The 23,336-nt window shown below is 61.5% G+C and carries 18 protein-coding genes; 12 read left to right on the top strand and 6 right to left on the bottom strand.

Translation table 11 applies throughout. The features are described 5' to 3' along the window. The first annotated feature begins 9 nt into the window (after positions 1-9). On the top strand, positions 10-1,959 hold the full coding sequence (locus tag ACQY6C_RS06740; RefSeq protein ID WP_427966548.1) for an ASKHA domain-containing protein: 1,950 nt from the start codon (positions 10-12) through the stop codon (positions 1,957-1,959). 17 nt (positions 1,960-1,976) lie between these two features. After that, entirely contained in the window at positions 1,977-3,512 is a 1,536-nt protein-coding gene (locus ACQY6C_RS06735) for a trimethylamine methyltransferase family protein (protein ID WP_427966545.1), read from the top strand. 51 nt (positions 3,513-3,563) lie between these two features. Here the strand turns inward: ACQY6C_RS06735 and ACQY6C_RS06730 are convergent, their stop codons facing one another. Genes ACQY6C_RS06730 through ACQY6C_RS06720 form a run of 3 tightly spaced genes read right to left on the bottom strand, consistent with a single transcriptional unit; the run spans position 3,564 to position 9,996 of the window. Further along, the gene (locus tag ACQY6C_RS06730; RefSeq protein ID WP_427966542.1) at positions 3,564-5,240 is read right to left on the bottom strand and encodes a BCCT family transporter; all 1,677 of its coding nucleotides are present in this window, start codon (positions 5,238-5,240) and stop codon (positions 3,564-3,566) included. Between the two features lie 23 nt (positions 5,241-5,263). Beyond that, positions 5,264-7,315: a tetratricopeptide repeat-containing sulfotransferase family protein gene (locus ACQY6C_RS06725; RefSeq protein WP_427966539.1), complete on the bottom strand. Its 2,052-nt coding sequence runs from the start codon at positions 7,313-7,315 to the stop codon at positions 5,264-5,266. Positions 7,316-7,356: 41 nt separating this feature from the next. Next, positions 7,357-9,996, bottom strand: a complete 2,640-nt coding sequence (locus ACQY6C_RS06720; RefSeq protein ID WP_427966536.1) for a TonB-dependent receptor — start codon at positions 9,994-9,996, stop codon at positions 7,357-7,359. 321 nt (positions 9,997-10,317) lie between these two features. Here ACQY6C_RS06720 and ACQY6C_RS06715 point away from each other — a divergent pair, with 321 nt between their 5' ends. The 8 genes from ACQY6C_RS06715 (at position 10,318) to ACQY6C_RS06680 (ending at position 19,793) form a co-directional block, all read left to right on the top strand. Beyond that, on the top strand, positions 10,318-11,310 hold the full coding sequence (locus ACQY6C_RS06715; protein ID WP_427966533.1) for a LysR family transcriptional regulator: 993 nt from the start codon (positions 10,318-10,320) through the stop codon (positions 11,308-11,310). A gap of 201 nt (positions 11,311-11,511) precedes the next feature. Further along, positions 11,512-13,212, top strand: coding sequence for a formate--tetrahydrofolate ligase (locus ACQY6C_RS06710; RefSeq protein ID WP_427966530.1), 1,701 nt, complete (start codon positions 11,512-11,514; stop codon positions 13,210-13,212). Positions 13,213-13,286: 74 nt separating this feature from the next. Beyond that, on the top strand, positions 13,287-13,721 hold the full coding sequence (locus tag ACQY6C_RS06705) for an NAD(P)H-dependent oxidoreductase subunit E (RefSeq protein WP_427966527.1): 435 nt from the start codon (positions 13,287-13,289) through the stop codon (positions 13,719-13,721). Then, entirely contained in the window at positions 13,718-15,277 is a 1,560-nt protein-coding gene (locus tag ACQY6C_RS06700) for an NADH-ubiquinone oxidoreductase-F iron-sulfur binding region domain-containing protein (protein WP_427966525.1), read from the top strand. Before ACQY6C_RS06705 ends, ACQY6C_RS06700 begins: the two co-directional genes overlap by 4 nt. Continuing rightward, the gene (gene fdhF, locus ACQY6C_RS06695; protein ID WP_427966522.1) at positions 15,267-18,119 is read left to right on the top strand and encodes a formate dehydrogenase subunit alpha; all 2,853 of its coding nucleotides are present in this window, start codon (positions 15,267-15,269) and stop codon (positions 18,117-18,119) included. The genes ACQY6C_RS06700 and fdhF overlap by 11 nt, the downstream gene beginning before the upstream one ends. Beyond that, positions 18,119-18,334, top strand: a complete 216-nt coding sequence (locus tag ACQY6C_RS06690) for a formate dehydrogenase subunit delta (protein ID WP_427966520.1) — start codon at positions 18,119-18,121, stop codon at positions 18,332-18,334. Before fdhF ends, ACQY6C_RS06690 begins: the two co-directional genes overlap by 1 nt. A gap of 80 nt (positions 18,335-18,414) precedes the next feature. After that, complete coding sequence (fdhD, locus tag ACQY6C_RS06685) at positions 18,415-19,104, top strand: formate dehydrogenase accessory sulfurtransferase FdhD (RefSeq protein ID WP_427966517.1); 690 nt, start codon at positions 18,415-18,417, stop codon at positions 19,102-19,104. A gap of 113 nt (positions 19,105-19,217) precedes the next feature. Further along, on the top strand, positions 19,218-19,793 hold the full coding sequence (locus ACQY6C_RS06680; protein WP_427966514.1) for an NADPH-dependent FMN reductase: 576 nt from the start codon (positions 19,218-19,220) through the stop codon (positions 19,791-19,793). Here the strand turns inward: ACQY6C_RS06680 and ACQY6C_RS06675 are convergent. The 3 genes from ACQY6C_RS06675 to ACQY6C_RS06665 are packed head-to-tail and all read right to left on the bottom strand — an operon-like array spanning position 19,790 to position 22,118. Beyond that, positions 19,790-20,473, bottom strand: a complete 684-nt coding sequence (locus ACQY6C_RS06675; RefSeq protein ID WP_427966511.1) for a hypothetical protein — start codon at positions 20,471-20,473, stop codon at positions 19,790-19,792. The genes ACQY6C_RS06680 and ACQY6C_RS06675 overlap by 4 nt on opposite strands. Beyond that, positions 20,470-21,732 carry an O-antigen ligase family protein gene (locus ACQY6C_RS06670; protein WP_427966508.1) on the bottom strand — a complete coding sequence of 421 codons (1,263 nt, stop codon included), beginning with the start codon at positions 21,730-21,732 and terminating at the stop codon, positions 20,470-20,472. The genes ACQY6C_RS06675 and ACQY6C_RS06670 overlap by 4 nt, the downstream gene beginning before the upstream one ends. 44 nt (positions 21,733-21,776) lie before the next feature. Continuing rightward, on the bottom strand, positions 21,777-22,118 hold the full coding sequence (locus ACQY6C_RS06665) for a hypothetical protein (RefSeq protein ID WP_427966507.1): 342 nt from the start codon (positions 22,116-22,118) through the stop codon (positions 21,777-21,779). A 78-nt stretch (positions 22,119-22,196) separates the two neighbouring features. Between ACQY6C_RS06665 and ACQY6C_RS06660 the strand changes: the two genes are divergently transcribed. Further along, a complete protein-coding gene (locus tag ACQY6C_RS06660; protein WP_427966504.1) occupies positions 22,197-23,114 on the top strand; it encodes a hypothetical protein in 918 nt (305 codons plus the stop codon). A 60-nt stretch (positions 23,115-23,174) separates the two neighbouring features. Next, positions 23,175-23,330, top strand: a complete 156-nt coding sequence (locus tag ACQY6C_RS06655; RefSeq protein ID WP_427966502.1) for a hypothetical protein — start codon at positions 23,175-23,177, stop codon at positions 23,328-23,330. Positions 23,331-23,336 lie beyond the last annotated feature (6 nt).

Here is a 23,336-nt window from a genome sequence, read left to right as displayed (position 1 = left end):
TCGACTACGATGGCTGAACACAGGGTCATCTTTACGCCGTCAGGCATCCGCGCCACCGCGCAGGAAGGGCAGACGCTCTACGACGTCGCGCTTGAAGCCGGGGTCGACATGCAGTCGATCTGCGGCGGCAAGGGCATGTGCAAGCGTTGCCAGGTCGAAGTCGAACCAGGCAGCCATGCCAAATACGGCATAACCGTCAGCGAAACCTGTCTGAGCGAGTTCACGCGCAGCGAAGAGATTGCCGTCAGGAAGGGCCTGATGCCTTCAGACCGGCGGCTCGCTTGCCGGGCGAAAATCCAGGGCGATGTCGTCGCCGAAGTTCCTGCTGATGCACGCGAATACGAAAGCAGCATATCGAAAGCGAGCGTGGCTTTCCTCACCGAACTCGATCCGTCGGTGCAGCTCTACATGCTCGAACTTCCGCAGCAGGGACTGGACGACAACCCCTCCGATGCGGAATCGCTGATCCGCGCCTTGCGGCAATTCGAAATCGAAACCAGCCCGCGTCACCGCACGCTGGTCAAGCTGCAGCCAATACTGGCGCAGAACGACCGCAGGCTGATCGCAGTGGTACGAGACGACCGGCAAATCATCGATATCTGGCCCCCTTCGCCCTTCAACGTCTATGGCGCGGCGATCGACATCGGTTCGACCTCGATCGCGCTCTATGTCTACGATCTTTCGCAGGGCGAGCTCGCCTATGAAGCGTCGGCGATGAACCCGCAGATTCGCTTCGGTGAAGACCTGATGAGCCGGGTCTCCTACTGTATGCTCAATAAGGGCGGTGAAGAGAAGCTCACCCGCGTCGTGCGCGAACAGGTTGCTGCCATGCTGGAACAGGCGCGTGTCACGCTGCTGCTGGGTCAGAACCAGATCCTGGAAGTCATGGTGGTCGGCAATCCGATCATGCACCACCTCTTCCTTGGCATTTCGCCGGTCGAGTTGGGGCAAGCGCCATTCACACTGGCGACCAAGGAAATGTTCGAAGTTCCGGCTAGGATTCTCGACATCGGCCTGTCGGAGAGTGCGCGCGTCACCATGCTGCCGCTGATCGGCGGACATGTGGGCGCGGATACGACCGGTGCCTATCTCACCCAGATGGATGAGATGGAGGGGCGCTCCGTCCTGCTGGTCGATATCGGCACCAATGCCGAGATCGTATTGTCGCACGGCGGCCGTGTGGCGGCTGCCTCCTCGCCAACCGGACCGGCATTTGAAGGGGCGGAAATCCACGCGGGCGTGCGTGCGAGCCGCGGCGCGATCGAACGCGTGCGGATCGACCCGGAAACCTTCCAGCCGCGGGTCAAGATCATCGGCCATGACGAATGGCTGTCAGACGCGGACGGATCCGCGCTGGAGCACCGCACCACCGGCATCTGCGGCTCGGGCATATTCGAAGTCATGGTCGAGCTTGCCAGCGCCGGGCTGATCGACAGGAGCGGATTGTTCCGGCCCGAAGTCGCACCACACCGCTTCGTGGCCGAAGGAAAGAGCTGGAAGTTCCTGCTGCTCGATCGGCCCGATGGCCCGATCTACATCATGCAGACAGATGTCCGCGCGGTGCAGCTGGCCAAGGCCGCTCTCGCCGCGGGCGTGAAGCTGCTGACCGATTACCTGGATTGCGAAAGCTTCGACGAGGTGCTGCTTGCCGGCGCTTTCGGCAACCACCTGGACTCAGGCTACGTTGCGAAGATCGGCATCATTCCGGGGGCGGAAGAGGGCAAGATCCGCTCGATCGGCAATGCCGCGGGAATGGGCGCGGCGATGGCGCTCTACAACCGGGCAGAAAAGGCGAAGCTGGTCGAAGCAGTCAGGCAGATCGAAAAGGTCGAAACCGCGACCGAGCCGAGGTTTCAGGAGTATTTTGTCGGCGCGATGGACTTCCCCACCGCGCCCCAGAATTCATCAGACAGCACGGGTGGTCGGGGCCGCAGGCGCCGCAACCGCGAACGGGCCTAGCAAGAGGGAATACGGAAATGGCGAGACCAGGTCGATCGGGTGGGCGGCGCGGCCGCGCGGAGGCAGCGGCTGCAGCAACGCCAGCGCGAGCAGCCTATATCGAGCGCAACATCCCGCCCTATGAAGTGCTCAGCGATGCGGATTATTCGATCATCGAGGCGAATGCCGACACGATTCTCGAAGAGATCGGAATCGACATCAAGGACGATCCGGAATCGATCGCAATCTTCGTCAAGGCTGGCGCTACAGCCGATGGTGAGCGCGTGCGCTTCCCGCGCGGCATGTGCCGCGAGCTTATTCAAAAGAGCGCGCCCAGGCAGTTCACGCAATTTGCTCGCAATCAGGCCAACAATGTCGAGATCGGCGGCAAGAACACGGTGCTGGTTCCCGCCTATGGCTCGCCCTTCGTTTACAGCCGCGAAGGTGGGCGCCGCTATGCAACGATCGAGGACTTCCGCAATTTCGTGAAGCTGGCCTACATGGCCGACAGCCTGCACCATTCGGGCGGCACGATCTGCGAACCCGTCGACCTGCCGGTCAACAAGCGGCATTTCGACATGATCTATTCGCACATCAAATACAGCGACAAGGCCTTCATGGGTTCGGTCACTCACCCCGACCGGGCGGAAGATTCGGTCACGATGGCGAAGATCGTGTTTGGCGAGGACTTCGTCGAAAATAACTGTGTGCTGGTGAACCTGATCAACGCCAACTCGCCGATGACCTTCGACGATACAATGCTCGGTTCGCTCAAGGTCTATGCGCGGCACAACCAGGCGGTGATGGTCAGCCCGTTCATCGTGGCGGGCGCGATGAGCCCGGTGACCGTGGCGGCCGTCGCGGCGCAGAGCCTGGCGGAAGGCATGGTGGGAATGTCGCTGGCGCAATTGATCCGTCCCGGCGCTCCGGTGATCTACGGCAACTTCGTCTCGTCCATGTCGATGCAGTCTGGCGCGCCCACCTTCGGCACGCCGGAGGCTTCGCTGGTCATCAACACCGGCGCTGCGCTCGCCCGGCGACTTGGTGTGCCGTTCCGCAGCGCAGGCGGTTTCACCGCCTCCAAGGTGCCCGATGCACAGGCTGCCTATGAAGCGGCGAACACGCTGCAACAGGGCCTTCTAGCGGGGGTCAATTTCATGCTCCACACTGCGGGTTGGCTCGAAGGCGGGCTTGCAATGGGCTATGAAAAGTTTGTCATGGACGCGGACCAGGCGGCGATGCTCGCGGTCTATGCCAAGGGTGTCGACTTGAGCGAGAACGGCCAGGCGATGGACGCGCTGCGCGAAGTCGGACCGGGGCAGCACTTCCTTGGTTGCAGCCACACCCAGCGCAATTTCAAGTCTGCATTCTACCGTTCGACGATTGCCGACAACAACAGCTACGAACAGTGGACCGAAGACGGCGCGCAAACCGCCGAGCAGCGGGCAGAGACGCTCTATAAGGAATTGCTCGCGAGCTACACGCCGCCGGAGCTCGATCCGGGCGTGGATGCGCAACTCGTGAAGTTCATGGAAGATCGCAAGGCGAGCTTCCCCGATTCAAACATCAGCTGATTGATCCATCGGGCCGCGTGGAGAGTGGCCACGCGGCCCTGGACACTGAACCTAACCGTTTGCCGGCGGTATCGGCAGGGTGGAAGCGACGCCGTGCTTTTCGCGGATCGAATCCCGCCAGATGGCCTTGCCTACCGATATTGCCATTAGTGCGCTGACGAAGCTGAACGGCAGCGCCCCGATAATCATCGCTGTGCGGACGGCATCGAGCCCGCCGATGATCAGCAGGCTGCCCACGACCAGCGCGATCGCAACGCCCCAGAACAGCGTGTGCTGGCGACCGTGATCGTCATCCTTGCCGGCGGCGTTGATCGTGTTGACGATCAGGATCGCACTATCCGCGCTGGTGATGACATAAGTCAGCAGCAAAACGACGACGAGGATCGAAAAGGCATGAGCCAGCCCCGAATCCATCAGGGCAGAGATCGTCGCGTAGAGCTGGTCCGACATGACGGTCGAGAGGATCGAGCCATTCGATGCGCCGGATATGACAAGGTCGACCGCGGTTCCGCCAATCACGGAGAGCCAGACGAAACACATAAGCGCCGGGGCCAAGACGACGCCGATGATGTATTCGCGCACCGTGCGGCCCTTGGAGACGCGGGCGACAAACATGCCCACGAAGGGCGCAAAGGCGATCCACCAGGCCCAGTAGAAGACCGTCCAGTCGAGTTGCCACTGCGCGATGGCATTGCCGATCTCCGTCCCGTCAGGCCGCGAGAAGGTGAAGGCAAGCCGAGGCAGAGACAGGAGGTAATCGAAAGTGCCGAATGTAATCAGCTTGAGACTGAACAGCGTCGCGCCGAAAATGAGGAAGGCCGCGAATAGGATGAGTGAGAGGACTAGGTTGAGATTTGAAAGCCACTTGATCCCCCTGCCTACACCCGAGAGCGCCGATATCGTCGAAGCCCCTACAATTATGAGCAACGCGACCACGATCGCGGAATTGGACGCCAGCCCATCCGCGTTGAGGAGCCAGTCACCCATGCCGATGCGATTGAGGCCTTGGACAAATTGTTCGACCCCAAGCCCCAGGGTAACGGCAATTCCAAGGATGGTGGCTACGACTGCGACGATATCGACGATGTGCCCCGGTAGCCCGGTCAGGCGGTGGCCGATCAGCGGCACCAGGCCCGAGCGGATCGTCAACGGAAGGCCGCGGCGATAGGCGACATAGCCGACCGAGAGGCCGATCGTGGCATAGATCGCCCAGGCGGAAAAGCCCCAGTGGAGGTAGGAATAGAGATAGGCAGGGCCAACCGCCTCCTGCGTCACGGCGCCGACATGTCCGGCGATGATTTCGGGATTGTTGGTCAGGTGGGAGAGGGGTTCGCCCGTCGAATAGGTCAACATGCCGATGCCAAGCCCGGCGCCGAACATCATGGCGAACCAGGAAAAGCGCGAAAACTCCGGCTCGTCGCCCGGGCACCCCAGCTTCAGGCGTCCCGATATCGGCAGGATCGCGAGCACGACGCAGAAGACCAGAAATAGCCCGACCAGCAGGACATACCAGCTCGAAAACAGGTGGATGATCGTCTCATTGGCAATACCGAGGGTCTTGTTCGCCATACTGGGAAACGCGATCGCCCAGACAATCAGCATGCTCACGATCAGTTTCGACGGAATCGTCACATGCGTGCTGAAGCCATGATAGAATCCGCCCTTGGCGGTCTTGATCGGCAGCTCGGTAATTGGCGGCGCGATTGTCGGGCCTTGATCTTCGTTCATCCAGCGATCCCCAAGTGTCTTCTCTATCTCTTGTAGTCTTCCCGAACATCGCCCAGCGCCAGTTTGAGCGGATCAAGCCATGGCTCGAACGGCTTCCACGCTTCCAGGCCCCTGGTGTTGATCGGCTGGCGCACCTGTTCGGAACTGGCGGTGCGCACGACTCGCTCGGTCTTGTGGAACTCGATGCAGGATTCCTCGAAGGGCAGGCCCAGGAAGTCGAGAATCCGGCGCACCTGCGCCTCGGTGTCAGAGACCACGTCCTCATATTGCACGTGCAGGATTTGGCCCGGTAGCACTTCGTGCCAGTGCCGCATCAGGTGGACATAGTCGTGATAATAGCGCCCCACCTGCTCGAGCCCGTAAGTGAACTCCTGGCCTTCCGCGAAGAGCTGCTTGAAGCCGGAGAAACAACAGGCCATCGGTTCGCGCCGGGCATCGATGATCTTCGCATTCGGAAGGATCAGCTTGATCAGCGCGATATGCCGGAAATTGTTCGGCATCTTGTCGATGAAGAATGGTGCACCCGCGCGGTGAATGCGCGTGTCTTCGATGAACTTCTCGCCGAACTCGCGGAGCTGTTCTGCTGTCAGTTCATGCAATATCTGCGGATATTGGGATTCGTCAGTGACCTGTTTGCGTCGGCGCAGCCGGTGTGCGAGCGAAAGGATGTTCGGCAGTTCGAGCGTCCCGTCAACCTGGCTGTGGCTGGCGATGATCTGTTCAAGCAGGGTTGATCCGGCACGCGGCAACCCGACGATAAAGATCGGGTCCGGTGCCTCAAAACCCTTGCCGCCCTGCTTCTCGACCAGCTCGGCGTTGCAGATTTCCCGCTGAGCGGCGAACTCCTCGGTCATCTGGTCCGCATCATAGCGGGACTGGACGCGCTTTAGCTCGTTGCCGCGGCGATAATACTCAAACGCCTCTTCATATTCCTTGCGGTCCTCGAAGGCCTTGCCGAGCGAGAAACAGACCTGCGCGCGGGAATTGTAACTCAGCCGGTCCGATGCCTCTTCGCGCTTCATCAGCGCGACTTCATCATCCGTGAAGCGATAGGTCTTGAGGTTGGCCAAGCCGAACCAGGCATCGCCGTGCTCCGGCATGGAACGATAGGCGCGGCGATAGCTCTCTACCGCATCATCATGCTTGCCAAAGGTCTTCAGTGCATGTCCGCGCGATGTCAGCGTGGTGGGGTCGCCCGGCTGTTTTTCGAGCACCTTGTCGAACAGTTCGAACGCGCGTTCGAAGCGGTTGTTGTGCATGCTCTCGATCGCGAGGTTGGACTGGAAGACCGGGTCTTCGGGATTGCGTTCGTAAAGGGTTTGAGCCTGCTCTAGCGCGGCTTCATAGCGCTGCTGCTTGCGCAGGATCTGGATATATTCGAGCCGCGCCGAGACATGCTCAGGCTCGAAGGCGACGGCGCTTTCCAACAGGAAGGCGGCGTCTTCCATGACGTTGAGCCGGGCCCCGATGTCGGCCAGCATCCGCATGGCATCTACGTGCTTCGGATTGTGCTGCAGGAAGGCACGGCACATTTCCTCGGCCTTGATCAGCCGCCCTTCATGGATGTGGTTCATGGCCGCCAGCACAGGCGGCGGCAATTGCTTGAGCCATCGCACCTGCTCCGCACATTTGCGCGCTTCCGCCTGATTGCCGACGCGCTGAAACAGCTCGGCCTGGCGGTCCCAGCTGGCGGTGAGCGAAGGGTTGAAATGGCAGGCGCGGCGATAGGCGTTCAGCGCCTGATCGATACGGCCTGCGCGATAATGGATGTGCCCTTCTTCCTGATGGGCGCGCCCGAATTCGGGTGCAACGGCCTTGATCGCGTCCAGGGCTTCGAGGGCGTCCTCTTGCTTGCCCTGAAAACGCAGGACCACGGCCTTGAGATAGAGAGCGTCGCGCGATCGTGGCTCGCCGGCCAGGATCTCTTCGACCGCTGCGCGTGCTGCATCGAGCTGCCCCGCCTGAACAAGCTTCTGTGCCTCCTTGAGGCGGGTCTCGGTATCTGGTTCCTGGATTTCTGTGTCCGGCATGTTGGCAAAGAAAGCGCCCCGGATGTCCCGGGGCGCGATCTTCATATCATCGGTAGCAAGGATGGCAAAACCGCTCCATCCCGGCCTTAGAAATTGTAGCCGAAGCGGAGGCCGATCGTGCGTGGGCGCGCCGGCGTTTGCCTGATTACGTCGAACACGCCGGTGGCCGACAGGATGGCGTGGCTGTCGAACAGGTTGTTGACGTAGAGTTCGGCGTTCCAGGTGCCGGTCGAGACGCCTGCACTCAGTGAAACCTGGGTCCAGCTGTCGAGTTTCACGGCGCTGTTGTCCAGAATGTCACTGCGCGAGGAACCCGCGTAGGCCAGCTGGGGCATAATGTGACCCGTCATCGTGTCTGACAGGTCCCATTCGTAACGCGCCCGGATGTTGCCCTGGAAATTCGGAGCGAATGCCAGTTCCGAACCCTTGGTAACGTCTCCAGTCGGAATCAGGACCTTGGTGATCTTCGTGTCGAGGATCGAGAAGCCGCTCGTTACGGTCAGACCCGGGATCGAAGCAGGAGCCCAGATTATGTCACCTTCCATGCCCATGACCCGAGCATCTGCGGCGTTTGCCGAGAAGAACAGGTTGGTGATGGTGGGATCGAACACGGTCGTCTGCAGCCGTTTGATGTCGACGTAGAACAGGTTGCCGTTGAACTGCACGTCACCATTGGCGAAGTTGGTTTTCCACCCAAGCTCGTAGTTGGTTACCTCGTCGGTATCGACTTCAAATGGTACGGTGAACGTACCGGCCGCATTCACGCGACCACCCGGACGGTTGAGCAGGCCGGGACGGAAACCTTCCGAATAGGTCAGGTAAAACAGCAGGTCATCGCTGGGCGTGAAGCTGAGGCTGCCCTTGAAGATGAAGCCATTCGTCTTCGCCTTGTCCGGTGCCGAGAGGGCGTTGAAGATCGCCGTTGCCTGCGACAGGCTCAGGGCCGGGTCGATAGCCTGGATGTCGGCAATCGACTGGCCTTCGGTGTAGGTGATGTGGCGCGCCGTGTTGCAGGTGTTGTGGAACGTGTACTGCCCGTCGCCATTGTACTGGTCCGAAATGTCGGTGCCGAAGGCATTGGCGTCAGGCTGGAAGCTGTTGCAGAACGAGGAGTTCGCGCTGCCTTCGATATCGACTTCCACATTGTAATATCGCGTTCCGACCTTGAGTTCGAGCAGGTCAGGTACGATGTCGAAACTCGCTTCGCCGAACAGACCCCATTGCTTGTCCGTCCGGCGCACGTCGTTCCGGAAGATCGTTTGCGCTTCGAACGGGCCGGGATCGGATGTGTAGCCCGTCATGAACGGGAAATTCTCCGAAAATCCCGGCGATCCGAACACGATTGCATTGACGTTGCCCGGATAGTTGAAATTGTTGCGCTCATCGAGCTGCAGGTCGGAGTAGAACCCGCCTGCAGTAACGCGGAATCGGGCATCAGCCGGTGTGTTGAAGCGCAGTTCTTGCGTCAGCACCTTTGTGTCCGTCACCGAGTCGACGTGGAGGTTCGGCGCCTGGCAGGTGCCGAATGGAACGCCGGCCACGCCGCCGTAGGAGGCGTTGTAAACCGGATAGCTCACCGTCGAATCGCACAGATAGTAAGGCAGATACTGACCGATGAAGAGATAGTCCGTGTAGTCGATCCGCTGCGCCGTCTCACGCTTGGTGTAGGCACCGGTGTAGAGCACTTCGAGCGCGCCCAGGCGGCCTTCGACAGTCCAGTTGATGTTGTCAAAATCGTCGTCGATCGAATCACGCTCGTAGCGCTGGACCTTGTATTCGCCGAGGTCGGGGTCCTCGAAGAAGACGCCTTCAGAATCGATCCACTGCTTGGCGTAGCCGACGGTTACGGTCCAATCGGGAGTCGGTTCAACGCGCAATGCCGCGCGGAAGCCCTTGTAGCTCGTGTCGTTGAAGTTCTTCTCGACCAGCGAATCATTGGTCGCGGCCAGGAAGTTCACTCCGGACAGGTCCTGCGCCGACTGGAAACCGGCGCGGTTCGCGCCGACTACGGTGCCGTTTTCGCGCACGGCCGTGGCCGGGCGGAAGCGAGCCGAGTCGCTCAGCGTCTGTGACCCCGCGACATTGTCGATATAGCCGCCACGTTCGTCATAATAGCCCACGACGCGCAAAGCAGCGATATCGCCAAGCGGAAGGTTGATCCCGCCTTCGATCTTGTAGCTGGGCTCGCCACCCTTGGTGAGGGACACGCCGCCGTTGGCAAAGCCTGAGGTTTCGCCCAGCCGCGGCTTGTTGGTAATGAGCCTGACGGTACCGGCCTGCGAACTTGCCCCGAAAAGCGTACCCTGTGGGCCAGGCAGGACTTCGATACGCTCGAGGTCGATTGCGTAGACGTCCAGGTTGCGGCCCGGCTGTGATAGCGGCTGCTCATCAAGATAGAGCGCCACGTTGGGAGCGAGGCCGGCAACGCCAGCCGTCGTCAGGTTCGGCGTGGTTGAAGCGACACCGCGGATATAGATCGTCGACTGGCCTGGGCCTGCGCCGCCCGATGTCACGTTCGGCATCTGAACGAGGTAATCGGTAAACTCGTCGATATTGAGGTTGTCGAGCTCTTCAGCGCCGATCGCCTGCACTGCAACCGGAATATCCTGGGCGTTTTCCGACCGCTTCGTGGCAGTCACGACGATCTCGCTCACCTGTGCTTGCGCCACAGTCGTAAAACAGGTTGCGAATGCGAGGGTTGATGCACCCGTTAGCAACTTTCTCATCTGATTTGACCTCCCTAATTGGTCTTTTTCGGTCCAGGCGCGTGCCAAACATAGCAGAAGTTGCGCGCCATTATGCGGGGCGTTAGATCGCCCGCTCGCCTCTTAAGCCTGCAGAGCGAGTCCCTACCCGTCAACCGCAGCTCGTAATCATTTCCGTCAAGACGACCGTTGACACGATAAGCAAGAAACCAACTTGCGTGAAAGCTCGTATAGCTCCTATTGGTGCAAGATAACGAAAACTGATAGTATGTATCGCTCGCGGAGGGTTCAGGCGGCCCCGTCTGGCGAACTAGTTGGCATCGGTTGACTGGAGGCGCAGAATTGGAACGGAATGAGCGGCGGACGAAGCACGGGAAGCTGCTGGGAAGCTTCGAATTCCGGACGCTGCAGGTCTTTGTGACAACGGCCGAGCAGGGTGGGATGACTCGCGGTGCCGAAGTGCTGGGCATGACGCAATCTGGGGTATCCCAGACCATCGCTGCGCTTGAGGAAGCGGTCGGTCGGCAATTGTTCGACCGAACCGTGCGTCCGATCGTCCTCACCGGCGCGGGTCAGGCCCTGCTTACCAAGGGCAAGAAAATCCTGGCCGACGTGCAGCAGGCGTATCTGGAAGCCGCCGAGATCGAGCAGGCGCAACTGGCACATCTGTCGATCAGCATGCCGGAAAGCCTCGCCAATGTGCTCGGCCCGCCGCTCTACCATCGCGCATCGGGCATGGCGAAGACGTGGCGGATCGCGAACGGACTGTTCCCCGACCAGCTCTCGCGTTTCAACTCGCATGCGTCCGACATCATGATCACAGAGGAGAGCCATGTCTCAAGCATGATCGGCGTCGAGCGATACATGATCGTGACTGAGCCCTATGTGCTTATCTTTCCAAAAGATTTTCCGCTTGAGACCGAGCTTGGTCCGCACCTGATGGCGAGCAAACTCATTCGCTTTTCATTGCGTTCATCCGTCGGCAGGAAGACGGAAGCGCAGCTTGGCCGGCTGCAGCTCAAATTTCCCGAAGAGATCGAATTCGATTCGGTCACTGCGCACTCGCAGGCGGTGGCCTACGGCGAAGGCTGGGGCATAACCACTCCGCTTTGCCTGTTCCAGACTCCCGGCATACTCGAGCAACTGATCGTGAAGCCGATCGGTCGCGGCAGCTTCAATCGCCGCATGGCGCTGGTCGCGCGCGAAGGTATGCTAGGCGGAGCGACCAGAGCGATAGCAGAGGAGTGCAGGGCGATACTTGAAGAGGACGTATTCCCGACAATTTATGCGAGCTTGCCCTGGCTCAAGGACATGATCGTCACTGGCGAAGAATGAGCGAATTGGGCAGGCTCCTGCTGCTGCCGTAGCATCACTGTGAGTCATAGTGTGGATTAGATTGGGCCGTCCGTCCATTTCGCGCCTTGTCCCCCCATATTTTTTTGTCAGACAGCGCAGGCAGCCAATCGACCTGCGGGCCGAGAGTTCAGCCGTGTTGGTGGATCCGACACTTTAAGGGAGGGGCAACGCCAGTTTCCTATGCCACAAGACAACCTGCCGCCGCCCGGCGCACCCGATATCGAAATTGCACGCGCCGCGACGATGGAGCCGATCCTCGCGCTGGCTGAACGGCGCCTCGGTCTCAAGCCCGAGACGCTGGTTCCTTTCGGCCATCACAAGGCCAAGCTGAGTCTCGAGCAGATTGCCGCAATGCAGGATCGGCCTGATGGCAAGCTGGTGTTGGTCACGGCGATTACGCCCACCCCAGCGGGCGAAGGCAAGACCACTACCAGCGTCGGCCTGACCGATGGCCTCAATGTCATTGGCGTCAATGCCATGGTCTGCCTGCGTGAACCTTCGCTGGGGCCGTGCTTCGGGATGAAGGGCGGCGCGGCCGGCGGTGGCCGTGCGCAGGTCGTGCCAATGGAAGACATCAACCTTCACTTCAACGGTGATTTCCACGCCATCACTTCTGCGCATAGCCTGCTGGCAGCGCTGATCGACAACCACCTGCAATGGGGCAACGACCTGAACATCGATCCGCGTCGCATCAGTTGGCGGCGCGTGGTCGACATGAACGATCGCGCGTTGCGCAACCTCGTGATCGGGCTGGGCGGCCCGGCGCATGGTGTCCCGCGCGAGAGCGGGTTCGACATTACGGTCGCTTCGGAAATCATGGCGATCCTGTGCCTCGCTGCGGACCTCAAGGATCTGCAGCGCCGGCTGGGCGACATCATCGTGGCCCGGACCTATGAGAAGAAACCGGTCACTGCGCGCGACATTGGCGCCGATGGCGCAATGGCGGTCCTGCTCAAGGATGCGCTCGCTCCGAACCTGGTGCAGACGATCGAACATAACCCGGCATTCATACATGGCGGGCCGTTCGCCAATATTGCGCATGGCTGCAATTCGGTGATGGCGACCAAGAGCGCTCTCAAACTGGCGGATGTCGTCGTGACAGAGGCTGGCTTCGGAGCGGATCTGGGGGCCGAGAAGTTCCTCGACATCAAGTGCCGCCAGTCAGGCCTCAGGCCCGATGCGGTGGTGCTGGTGGCGACGGTCCGCGCGCTCAAAATGCAGGGCGGGGTTGCAAAGGGCGATCTGGGCGAGCCCGATGTCGCAGCGCTCGAACGCGGCTCGGTCAACATCGTTCGCCATATCGAGAACCTCAAGAAGTTCGGCATCACGCCGGTGGTCGCGATCAATCATTTCATCAAGGATACCGATGAGGAGATCGAGGCGTTGAAGCGCATCTGCGCCGAGAATGGCGTGAAATGCGCGCTTTCCAGGCACTGGGCCGAAGGCGGCGAGGGCGCGCGCGACCTGGCCAATGCGGTCAAGGATGTGCTCGATGCCAATTCGGCAAAGGTCGAACTGCTCTATCCTTGCGAAGCGCCGCTCGCAGACAAGATCCGCACGATTGCAAAAGAGATCTACCGGGCGGAAGATGTCGTGCTCGCCGGTTCGGTCGCCCGCACTCTCAAGGAGTTTGAAGACTTCGGCTATGGCAATCTGCCGATCTGCATCGCCAAGACGCAGTACAGCTTCTCGACCGACGCATCCAAGCAGGGCGCGCCCAGCGGCCATACGGTGGAAGTTCGCGAAGTGCGTCTCTCGGCCGGGGCAGGTTTCGTCGTTGCCATCTGCGGTGATATCATGGTGATGCCGGGTCTTCCCAGGAAGCCGGCCGCCTACGAAATCGGTCTTGACGATTCGGGCGAGATTGTTGGGCTTGCCTAACCGCCGCTCCGCGGGAAGAGATTGTATGCAACGCAAACAATCTGCTATCGGCTGCGGCTATGGGATGGTAGGATATGTCTGTGGTTGAGAGTGACAAGAGGATCGAGGAGATTTGCGCCGGGCATCGTGCGCAGCGTGGGCCTCTGCTTCCGATCCTGCATGAAGTTCAGGCGGAATTCGGCTGTGTGGATGAAGCGGCGGAACGGGCGATAGCCAGGGCGCTGAACCTTACGCGGGCTGAAGTGCATGGCGTCGTCAGCTTCTATCACGATTTCAATCACGCTCCTGACGATCGTCCGGAAGTGCAGATCTGCCGTGCGGAGGCATGCCAGGCACGCGGCGTGGAAGCGCTCATGGGCGACGCACAGAATGCGGCAGGCGATCGCGTCCGATTGAAGACCGTCTATTGCCTTGGGCTGTGCAGCGCAGGCCCTGCGGCGCGCGTGGGCGAGCGAATGCATGCCCGGCTCGACAGCGTATCCTTGCGCAAACTGATCGAGGAAGCATGAGCACGCCAGTTTCTCTTGGGGTCCGTATCTCTGATGACAGCCTGGCAAAGGCTTGCGGCGCAGACGCACTGGCGGATGCCTTTGCCAAGGCGGGGGCCGATGTCGAGCGTGTTTCGAGCTGGGGCATGCACTGGCTCGAACCGCTGGTAGAGATCAATGGCATCGGCTGGGGTCCGGTCACGCCGGATCGCGTTGCTGAGGTGCTTGATGGCGGGGCGGACGATATCTGCATCGGCCCTGTTGCGGCGCATCCCTTTATTGCGCGGCAGCAACGGCTGACATTCGCTCGCGCGGGCAAGACCCGCCCATTGAGCCTCGAGGACTACGAGGCAAGCGGCGGCTGGGCCGGGCTCAAGCGTGCGCGGCAAATCGGCTCGGAACGTATCCTCGAGGAAGTGACGCAATCCGGCCTGCGCGGGCGCGGTGGAGCGGGTTTCCCGGCAGGCATCAAATGGCAGACGGTCGCAAGGGCGAGCGGCGAGCCCAAATTCATCGTCTGCAATGCCGATGAAGGCGACAGTGGAACCTTTGCCGACCGGATGTTGATGGAAGGCGATCCCTATGCCCTGATCGAAGGCATGGCGATCGCTGCTGAAGCTGTCGGGGCGAGCCACGGCTACATCTACCTGCGTAGCGAATACCCGGACGCGATTACCAAGATGAATGCGGCCATCTCGCTTTCGGCCTCGCTCATTGCGCCGTTCGAAATCGAAGTGCGCGTGGGTGCGGGGGCCTATGTCTGCGGCGAGGAAACGTCGCTGCTCAACAGTCTTGAGGGCAAGCGCGGCGAAGTGCGCGCCAAGCCGCCGCTACCTGCAATCGAAGGCCTGTTCGGCCAGCCCACCGTGGTCAACAATGTGCTGACGCTGGCAGCGGTGCCGCATATCCTGTCTGAAGGCGGTGCGGCGCTCTACGAGAGCCTCGGCATCGAGCGGTCCAAGGGAACCATGCCGATCCAGCTTGCCGGCAATATCAGGCATGGCGGGCTGTATGAGACGGCCTTCGGTGTTTCCCTGGGCGAGCTCGTCAACGAAATCGGCGGCGGGACGGCATCGGGTCGCCCGGTCAAGGCGGTGCAGGTCGGCGGGCCGTTGGGCGCCTATATCCACCCGGACCAGTTCGACCTGCCCTTTGATTACGAGGCCTATGCCGCGGCTGACGGGCTGATCGGTCATGGCGGCGTGGTGGTGTTCGACGAAACGGCAGACATGGGGGCGATGGCGCGCTTTGCTTTCCAGTTCTGCGCGGCGGAAAGCTGCGGCAAATGCACCCCTTGCCGCCTTGGCGCTGTGCGCGGAACGGAAATCATCGACCGTATCCGTGCCGGAGGCCGCGAGCCCGACCGGCTTGAACTCGCCCCGCAGATGCACAACACGCGCAAGAGTTCACGCAGCAAGGAAGAGCAGGTGCAACTGCTTGAAGATCTTTGCGAAGTCATGCGCGACGGATCGCTCTGCGCGCTGGGCGGCTTCACGCCCTACCCCGTTATGAGTGCGTTGAAGCATTGGCCCGAAGATTTTGGTATAAGGGCGTTGGAGACAGCCGATGACCTATGAGCGCCAGAAGGATTTCGGAACGCCGCAGAGCGGTTCCGAAAAGCAGGTGACGCTGACGATTGACGGACGCGAAGTGAGCGTGCCCGAAGGGACCAGCGTGATGCGGGCCGCGCGCGAAAGCGGCGGGGATATTCCCAGTCTTTGCGCCACCGACAATGTGAAGGCCTTTGGATCGTGCCGCATGTGCCTGGTCGAGATCGAAGGGCGGCGCGGTACTCCCGCCAGCTGCACCACGCCGGCCGAACAAGGCATGGTGGTCAGCACGCAAACCCCGCGGCTTGAGAAGCTGCGGCGCGGCGTGATGGAACTCTACATCTCGGACCATCCGCTCGATTGCCTCACCTGCAGCGCGAACAATGATTGCGAACTGCAGGACACGGCGGCGGAAGTGGGCCTGCGCGATGTGCGTTACGGTTATGAAGGCGCGAACCATCTCGGCACACAGCCCGACCTATCGAACCCCTATTTTCTCTTCGCGCCGGACAAATGCATTGTCTGTTCGCGCTGCGTGCGCGCCTGTGACGAAGTGCAGGGCACGCTGGCGCTGACGGTCGACGGGCGCGGCTTTGCCAGCGCGATCAGCGCCGGGCAGCCGAGCGACGATTTCCTTTCCAGCGAATGCGTCAGCTGCGGCGCCTGTGTGCAGGCCTGTCCCACCAGCGCGCTGATGGAAAAAAGCGTCAAGGAGCACGGCAAACCGGAGCGCTCTGTCGTCACCACCTGCGCCTATTGCGGTGTGGGCTGCGCCTTCCGCGCAGAAATGAAGGGCGAACAGCTCGTCCGCATGGTTCCCTGGAAGGACGGCAAGGCCAATCATGGCCACTCCTGCGTCAAGGGTCGCTTCGCCTGGGGCTATGCCAATCACAAAGACCGCATCACCACGCCGATGGTGCGCGAAAGCATCGACCAGCCCTGGCGCGAAGTAAGCTGGGAAGAAGCCATCAACTTCGCTGCGGACCGTATCAACGCGATCAAGGCCGAGCTTGGCCCGCGCGCGCTGGGCGGCATCACTTCCAGCCGCTGCACCAATGAGGAAACCTTCCTGGTGCAGAAGCTGGTCCGCGCCGGTTTCGGCACCAACAATGTCGATACCTGCGCCCGCGTTTGCCACTCGCCGACGGGGTATGGGCTGTCGACCACTTTCGGCACCAGCGCAGGCACGCAGGATTTCGATTCGGCGGACGAGACCGATGTCTTCATCGTGATCGGCGCCAACCCGACCGATGCCCATCCGGTCTTCGGCAGCCGCATCAAGCGCCGCCTGCGCCAGGGTGCCAAGATGATCGTGATCGATCCGCGCCGCATCGACCTGGTGAGGAGCCCGCATATCGAGGCGGCGCATCACCTGCCGCTTCAACCCGGCACCAATGTCGCCGTGCTGACCAGCATTGCGCATGTGATTGTGACCGAGGGGCTGGCGGATGAGGAGTTCATCCGGGAGCGCTGCGACTGGGACGAATATCAGGATTGGGCGCGTTTCGTCTCCGACGAGAAGCACAGTCCCGAGTTCCTTGAAGGTGTGACCAGGGTTCCGGCGCAGACCGTTCGCGAAGCGGCACGACTGTTCGCCACCGGCGGAAATGGCGCGATCTATTACGGCCTTGGCGTGACCGAGCATTCGCAAGGTTCAAGCACGGTCATGGCGATCGCCAATCTTGCGATGGTGACCGGCAATATCGGGCGACGCGGCGTCGGCGTGAACCCGCTGCGTGGCCAGAACAATGTGCAGGGCGCCTGCGACATGGGCAGCTTCCCGCACGAACTATCGGGCTATCGCCACCTTTCCGATGGTGCGACGCGCGCGTTGTTCGAGGAGGATTGGGGCGTTGCGCTAGACCCGGAGCCGGGCCTGCGAATTCCCAACATGCTCGATGCCGCGGTGGATGGCAGCTTCAAGGCGATCTACATCCAGGGCGAGGATATCCTGCAATCCGATCCCGATACGCATCACGTCGCTGCAGGGCTGGCGGCGATGGATTGCGTGATCGTGCATGACCTGTTTCTCAACGAAACGGCCAATTACGCGCATGTCTTCCTGCCGGGTTCGACCTTCCTGGAGAAGGCGGGCACTTTCACCAATGCCGAACGCCGCATTCAGCCGGTGCGCAAGGTGATGGAGCCGGCAAATGGTTATCAGGATTGGGAAGTCACTCAGATGCTGGCCAATGCCGTGGGATGCAACTGGAACTACACCCACGCTAGCCAGGTATTGGAGGAGATCGCCCGGCTGACCCCGACTTTTGCCGGCGTAACCTGGGAACGCGTGATCAATGGCGAGCAGTTGCAATGGCCGGTCAATGACAAGGCTCCCGATGGCTCGCCCATCATGCATGTCGATGGATTCGTGCGCGGCAAGGGCAAGTTCGTCGTGACCGAATATGTTCCGACCGACGAAAGGACCGGGCCGCGTTTCCCGCTGTTGCTCACCACAGGGCGCATCCTCAGCCAGTATAATGTCGGCGCACAGACCCGCCGCACCGGCAACAACGCCTGGCACAAGGAAGATGTGCTGGAAATCCACCCCACCGATGCCGAAAACCGTGGGCTGGCAACGGGCGATTTCGCGCGCTTGGCGAGCCGTGCGGGCGAAACCACGCTGCGCGTGCTGGTGACCGATCGCGTCGCGCCGGGCGTGGTCTATACCACCTTCCACCACCCCGATACGCAGGCCAATGTGGTCACGACCGACAATTCGGACTGGGCCACCAACTGCCCCGAATACAAGGTCACCGCCGTGCAGGTAACACCCTCCAACGGGCCGAGCGAATGGCAGGAGGAGTACGCGGACCTTACCGCCATGGCGCGCCGGATCCAGACTTCGGACATGGAGCCTGCCGAGTAATGGACATCGACAAGCTGAGCCGCATGGCCAACCAGATCGCCGCCAATTTCGAAGCCAACGGCCATGACAAGGCGGTGGAGGATACCGCCACGCATATCCTTAAGTTCTGGGATCCGCGCATGAAGGCGCAGATCTTCGCAGACGATCTGTCGCGCCTTTCGCCCATCGCCAGCCAGGCGGTCGAGAAGCTCAAGGCGGATGCCGAGGCAGCCTGAAAGCCGGACCTATGGCTAATCCGGTCGAACATGGGCGGGACGGATCGTCGCGTCCTCTCTCGTGCGAGTGGGTACGGGAAGTGCCCGTCGCGCTCGAATTCAACGGGCTTTCCTATGCCGTGATGATGGCGACGCCATCCGATCTGGAAGACTTCGTACGCGGCTTTGCGCTGACGGAGGGGCTGGCAGGCACGGTGGCCGATGTGCAGCAGATCGCCATTGCCGAAACCGACCTGGGCTATATTGCGCGCGCGCAACTTTCGGGGCTGGGTGTCGAACAATTGACCGAGCGGGTCCGCACCCGCGTGGCGGAAAGTTCCTGCGGGTTGTGCGGGATCGAGAATCTTGAAGCCATAGCGAAGCCCTTGCCCCGGGTCCCGGAACACGCACCCCCTACGGCCGAAGCGATCTTCGCCGCGCTATCTGACCTGCGTGGCCTCCAGGAAATCAACCGTCGCACCGGGGCCGCGCATGGAGCGGGTTTTGCGGACCGCAGCGGCACATTGCGCTGCGTTCGCGAGGATGTCGGGCGGCACAACGCAGTCGACAAGCTGATCGGCGCGCTTGCTGATGCTGGGCAGGAAATTGCAGAGGGTTTCGTTATCTCCACCGCGCGCTGTTCCTACGAAATCGTCGAGAAGGTGGTGCGCGCTGGAGGGACCTGCCTCGTCACCGTCTCGCTGCCGACCAGCATGGCGGCGGAACGTGCGAAGGCGGCCGGACTCAGCCTGTTCTGCCTGGCCCGGGATGACAGCTTCCTCGAATTGTGACCGCTTGGTGCATTTGCGCATCGGTAGCGCCGGCGCGGCAACAACTCGTCATCAGCGGTTTCCCAGCGGGCCGACTTTGGGGTAGGGCGCATGGAGATGACTAGGAAAAACCAATGATCCGCATCGTTGCCCTGGGCGGGACTGTGAACCACAACAGCATGACGGAGATGGCTCTGCGCTATGCTGCGGATCACGCCGAACGGGCAGGTGCGCATGTCGATGTGTTCGGCGGCGAGTATCTCAGCTCGCTGCCACACTACGGAATGCATGTACCTGCGGATGAGGCTGGCAAGGACATGATCGAGGCGGTGCGGCAGGCCGATGGCCTGATGGTCGCTGCGCCCGGATATCACGGCACCATTTCGGGGGTGGTCAAGAATGCGCTCGATTATCTCGAGGATCTGGCGACCGACGAGCGGCCCTATCTCGATGCGCGCGCCGTGGGTCTGATCGCGACTGCGGGCGGCGAGCAGGCATCAATGGGTGCGCTCACGACGCTTCGCGCCATCACTCATGCCTTGCGCGGTTGGCCAACGCCTATGGGGGTGACGATCCGTTCGCGCCCCGACCTCTTTTCGCCCGAGGGTGATTGCCATGACGAGCGGATCGGAATGCAGTTGAAGCTGGTGGGCGAACAGGTGGTGATGGGCGCGCGCGGGCTGGCTTTTGCCTCGCGGGGCGAGGGCTAATCCGACCGACAGCTCTCTTGTGCGACTTTACTCCTTTTATTCAATGCCTTAGATAGAGATTTGCAGTCGAATTTCGCGCCCAGGCGGAGGGCATCTTCCAATGTCGAGAGGAAAAGATCGCCTGGGAGCACTTCCGGCCCAAGGCGTAGAAAGCGTTGTTTCCAGCGGGTGTCACCCGCCAGCGTGGCCGCGAACGCGGTGCGCGCTTCGGGCACGGCTAGCACCGGGCGCGCAAGTTCGGAGAGTGCCTCAGGGTTATCGCCAAGTGCCCACAATGCCGCCAGCCGCCGTCCGGCTTCGCCTCCGTCGCCGTTTTCCAGCGCCAAACGCATTCGCGCAACCTGCGCCAGAGGATCGCGCCAGCCGTGTTGAGCGGCCAGCTGGATGGTCGTGGCGGCGTCACTCTCGTTTCCGGCCAGCGCTTGCGCCTGTGCAAGAAGGCGCAGATTTTCAGCCGGCATGGGCCGTCGCGCCACCAGCACCCTGGCGCTACTGAGCGCGTCCTCAGCGTTACCTGACCGAAGTTGAGAGGCAGTGAGATGGTATTGGCTGAAACCGCGCACTGGCTGCGGCACGAATCGCGCCAGATGCGGAGCCTTGCGCGCTTGCCGGTCGAGCTGGACCGATACGGTAATCGCGCCGATCAGGGCCAGGGCGAAGAACCAGGCCAGCCGCTTCATGATTGCTGCGCCTCCTCGCTTCGCCGGGCTGAGCCCAGAAGTGCCAAGGCAAAAGCAACGATGCAGAGCATGGCCTGATTGCGCAGCGGATAGTCGACCAGCGATTGAAGCGCGACCGCGGCAAGGATTGCTGAGCCAGACCATGCCTGCCAGCGAAGTTCTGACCGGCGCGCTGCGAAGGTCAACCAGGCGACCAACGCCAACCATCCGGCCAGAAGCAGGAGGCCGGGCAGTCCCGCTTCGATGGCGAGTTCAAGGTAGTCATTATGCGCGCGTCCGGCTCGGCGCTCAGTCAGGTTTTCAAGCGATTCATCAGCCTGAAACACCTCGTCGAAAGTTCCCATCCCGGCACCTGCCGGCCAGTATTTTTGCGCGGTATAGCTGGCGTCCTCCCACAGCGAAAAGCGCGCTTCGTCGCTCTGCGAAAAGCGGGCAAGGCTGGTATCGAGGCGCGTGTCTGCAAGGCTCATGACAGAGAGCGTGCCCAGGCTAACCAATGCCAGCGCGGCACAAATCGCCGCCAGCCCGCGTTTGTCCATCGCTTGCCTGCGCAAGGCCAAACGGATCGCAGCCAGCAGGACCGGCAGCGCCACTAAGACCATAGCGGTGCGCGATTGCGTAAGCACCACGCCGATTGCAAGCGCCGCGCCCGCGCCAATCTTGAACGCTGTTCCCAGCCCGCCGCGCCATGGCTGGGGCAGAGCCACAAGCAGGGCGAGGCAAGTGACGAGGAAGATCCCCGTCGAATTGCGATTGGCGAAGCTGCCGAACAGCACGCCGGGCATGGGGTTTTCCGGATAGAGCAGCCCGCTTTGTCCGCTGGACAGAACCTGCACCGCGCCTAGCAGGAAGTTCGCTAATCCCAGACCGACGATCAGCCAGCCCAGCCAGGCCAGGTCGCGACGGGGCAGGTTCCAGGCGATAGTGAGAACCGCAAGTGGCGCGATCAACCCCGTCGCGGCCACAAGCGTGCGGTTGCGGTCGAGCGTGAGCGCGTACCAGCCGTCCGCAGCGGCTGCCTGGCGGGCCGCCTCCGCCAATTCGCGCCCGGGTAGCGAATGCCATGCGCCGGGCGGCAGCGGGACCAGTTGGAGTAGTGGCAAGGCAAGCGTGGCGGCAAGTACTATGGCCAGGGGCCGCGGTGCGTCATGCCAGAAGCCTTTGAAGGCCTCCCGATTCAGCGCCAGAACAGCGAGCGCGCAGAGCTGCACCGCAAGATTGGCAAACCCATAGGCAACCCCGCCACCGCCCGCGATCACGGCGATGGCGATCAGGAGCGCCGTGTGCTTAATGGGTCCGGACCCTAATTCGCGCCGTTCGACTGGAAGCCGCCCCGCGATTCACGTTGGTCGTCCGAATCTCCATCATCCCAGAGCACTATCAAAAGCGCGACTCCGGTGGCTCCGAGCAGGAGCCGCCCCATATCGGAGTCGAACCACCAGGCGAGCCCGCGCTTCTTTCTGTTCTTGTTGCCATCGTCGGCCTGTTGCGCGCCGGCCTGCTGGCTGGCTGCATCTGCGTAGAGCGCGGCATTGTCGCCAGCGCGGGTGTTCGCTTGGGCCGCGATGGGTGAAAGCGCAATTCCGGCAGCAATTGCCGTTCCCAGTGTCCGGGCGACCAGCCTGTGCATTGCGCGTACCCTCATTTGCGTTCTGTTGCGCGCGAATCTAGCGTTCATCGGGACTTCCGGCAAGTTTCAGGGCCTCGGGGGTCGGGAGTGAAAGTGACAGACCGGATTATCGACTTTTCGGCCGATACGGAGGGTGCGCCCTGCCTGCAGGCTTTCGTGCGGCTGGGCGAGGCGATGAAACTTCGCTTTGGGGCCGTTCCTCCGCGCGATGCAGACCTGCTGATCGACAAGGAGAAGTTTGCGCTTGCAGGTGATGCTTTCTGGCTCGAAACGCCTGGCGGCGTTCAATTCCATTACCGGAAGGGCCAGAGCGTGCTGGGGGAACTGCCGCGTCCCGAACTGGACGACGAATGCCGGCTCTATCTGTGGGGCACAGTGTTCGGCGCGGTGGCATGGCTCAACGGAATGATGCCGCTCCATGCCAGCGCAGTCTCTCACGATGGGGGTGTCGTCGCATTTACCGGTGCTTCAGGCGCGGGCAAATCCACGCTTGCCGCCGGGCTGGCGTGGCGTGGCTTCGCGCATGTTTGCGACGACACGCTTGTGCTGGCGGAAGGCCCGGACGGACTGCTCGGCCTTCCCGATGGCAAGCCCATGAAGCTGTGGGACGACGCAGCGGATCTGGTCGGGGCGGTGCAGTGTTCACCCATCGCAAGCCTGCCGGGCAAGGCCTATGCCGATCCGGCTGTCCGCGAAACACGCCCGCTGCCGTTGACGGATCTTGTGTTCATCGAAGCAGGGGATGAGACTACTCTCACACCCGTTCTTGGAGCGGAAAAGCTCACGCTCGTGCCCGGTGCGCTCTATCGCGGTTTCATTCATGCGGCGCGGGGCGATGAGCAGTTCCATTCCCGCATGATGTTCGAACTGGTGCAGTCGGTGCGGTTCTGGCGTTTGAGCAGACCCCTCGATGCTGGTGCCTTCTCTCAATCGCTTGAAGACATCTCGTCCCTGATTGACCACGAGTGCGGCGGTGCGCGCAATCGAGCGGGGGAGAGTTCGCCCGCCTAGCTTGATGCGGCGGGCTGCACGAAATATACGCGAGACATAGTTAATTCGAGGTCGCAGACAGTGGTCAAGGCAAGCGAAAACGCGCAGCCGGTGCGTAAGAGCTGGGTTGAGCCCAAGCTCGAACGGCTCACCGTGGATTTGACTTCCATTGCCGGCAACCAGAATCCCTTTGGCGACAACGCCAAGTTCAATGGCAAGAATATGCCTGCGAGCTGATTGTGC

Source organism: Altererythrobacter sp. (assembly GCF_050299635.1).
In the GTDB taxonomy this organism is placed as follows: Bacteria; Pseudomonadota; Alphaproteobacteria; order Sphingomonadales; family Sphingomonadaceae; genus Erythrobacter.
This window is presented reverse-complemented; position numbering and strand designations above follow the sequence as displayed.

What these genes read in the sequence shown, in the direction of transcription:
- ACQY6C_RS06665 (WP_427966507.1), bottom strand. Translation starts at nt 22,118, where the DNA reads ATGAGGGTACGCGCAATGCACAGGCTGGTCGCCCGGACACTGGGAACG.
- fdhF (WP_427966522.1), top strand. Translation starts at nt 15,267, where the DNA reads ATGACCTATGAGCGCCAGAAGGATTTCGGAACGCCGCAGAGCGGTTCC.
- ACQY6C_RS06700 (WP_427966525.1), top strand. Translation starts at nt 13,718, where the DNA reads ATGAGCACGCCAGTTTCTCTTGGGGTCCGTATCTCTGATGACAGCCTG.
- ACQY6C_RS06710 (WP_427966530.1), top strand. Translation starts at nt 11,512, where the DNA reads ATGCCACAAGACAACCTGCCGCCGCCCGGCGCACCCGATATCGAAATT.
- ACQY6C_RS06730 (WP_427966542.1), bottom strand. Translation starts at nt 5,240, where the DNA reads ATGAACGAAGATCAAGGCCCGACAATCGCGCCGCCAATTACCGAGCTG.
- ACQY6C_RS06720 (WP_427966536.1), bottom strand. Translation starts at nt 9,996, where the DNA reads ATGAGAAAGTTGCTAACGGGTGCATCAACCCTCGCATTCGCAACCTGT.
- ACQY6C_RS06675 (WP_427966511.1), bottom strand. Translation starts at nt 20,473, where the DNA reads ATGAAGCGGCTGGCCTGGTTCTTCGCCCTGGCCCTGATCGGCGCGATT.
- ACQY6C_RS06735 (WP_427966545.1), top strand. Translation starts at nt 1,977, where the DNA reads ATGGCGAGACCAGGTCGATCGGGTGGGCGGCGCGGCCGCGCGGAGGCA.
- ACQY6C_RS06680 (WP_427966514.1), top strand. Translation starts at nt 19,218, where the DNA reads ATGATCCGCATCGTTGCCCTGGGCGGGACTGTGAACCACAACAGCATG.
- ACQY6C_RS06740 (WP_427966548.1), top strand. Translation starts at nt 10, where the DNA reads ATGGCTGAACACAGGGTCATCTTTACGCCGTCAGGCATCCGCGCCACC.
- ACQY6C_RS06725 (WP_427966539.1), bottom strand. Translation starts at nt 7,315, where the DNA reads ATGAAGATCGCGCCCCGGGACATCCGGGGCGCTTTCTTTGCCAACATG.
- ACQY6C_RS06705 (WP_427966527.1), top strand. Translation starts at nt 13,287, where the DNA reads ATGTCTGTGGTTGAGAGTGACAAGAGGATCGAGGAGATTTGCGCCGGG.
- ACQY6C_RS06690 (WP_427966520.1), top strand. Translation starts at nt 18,119, where the DNA reads ATGGACATCGACAAGCTGAGCCGCATGGCCAACCAGATCGCCGCCAAT.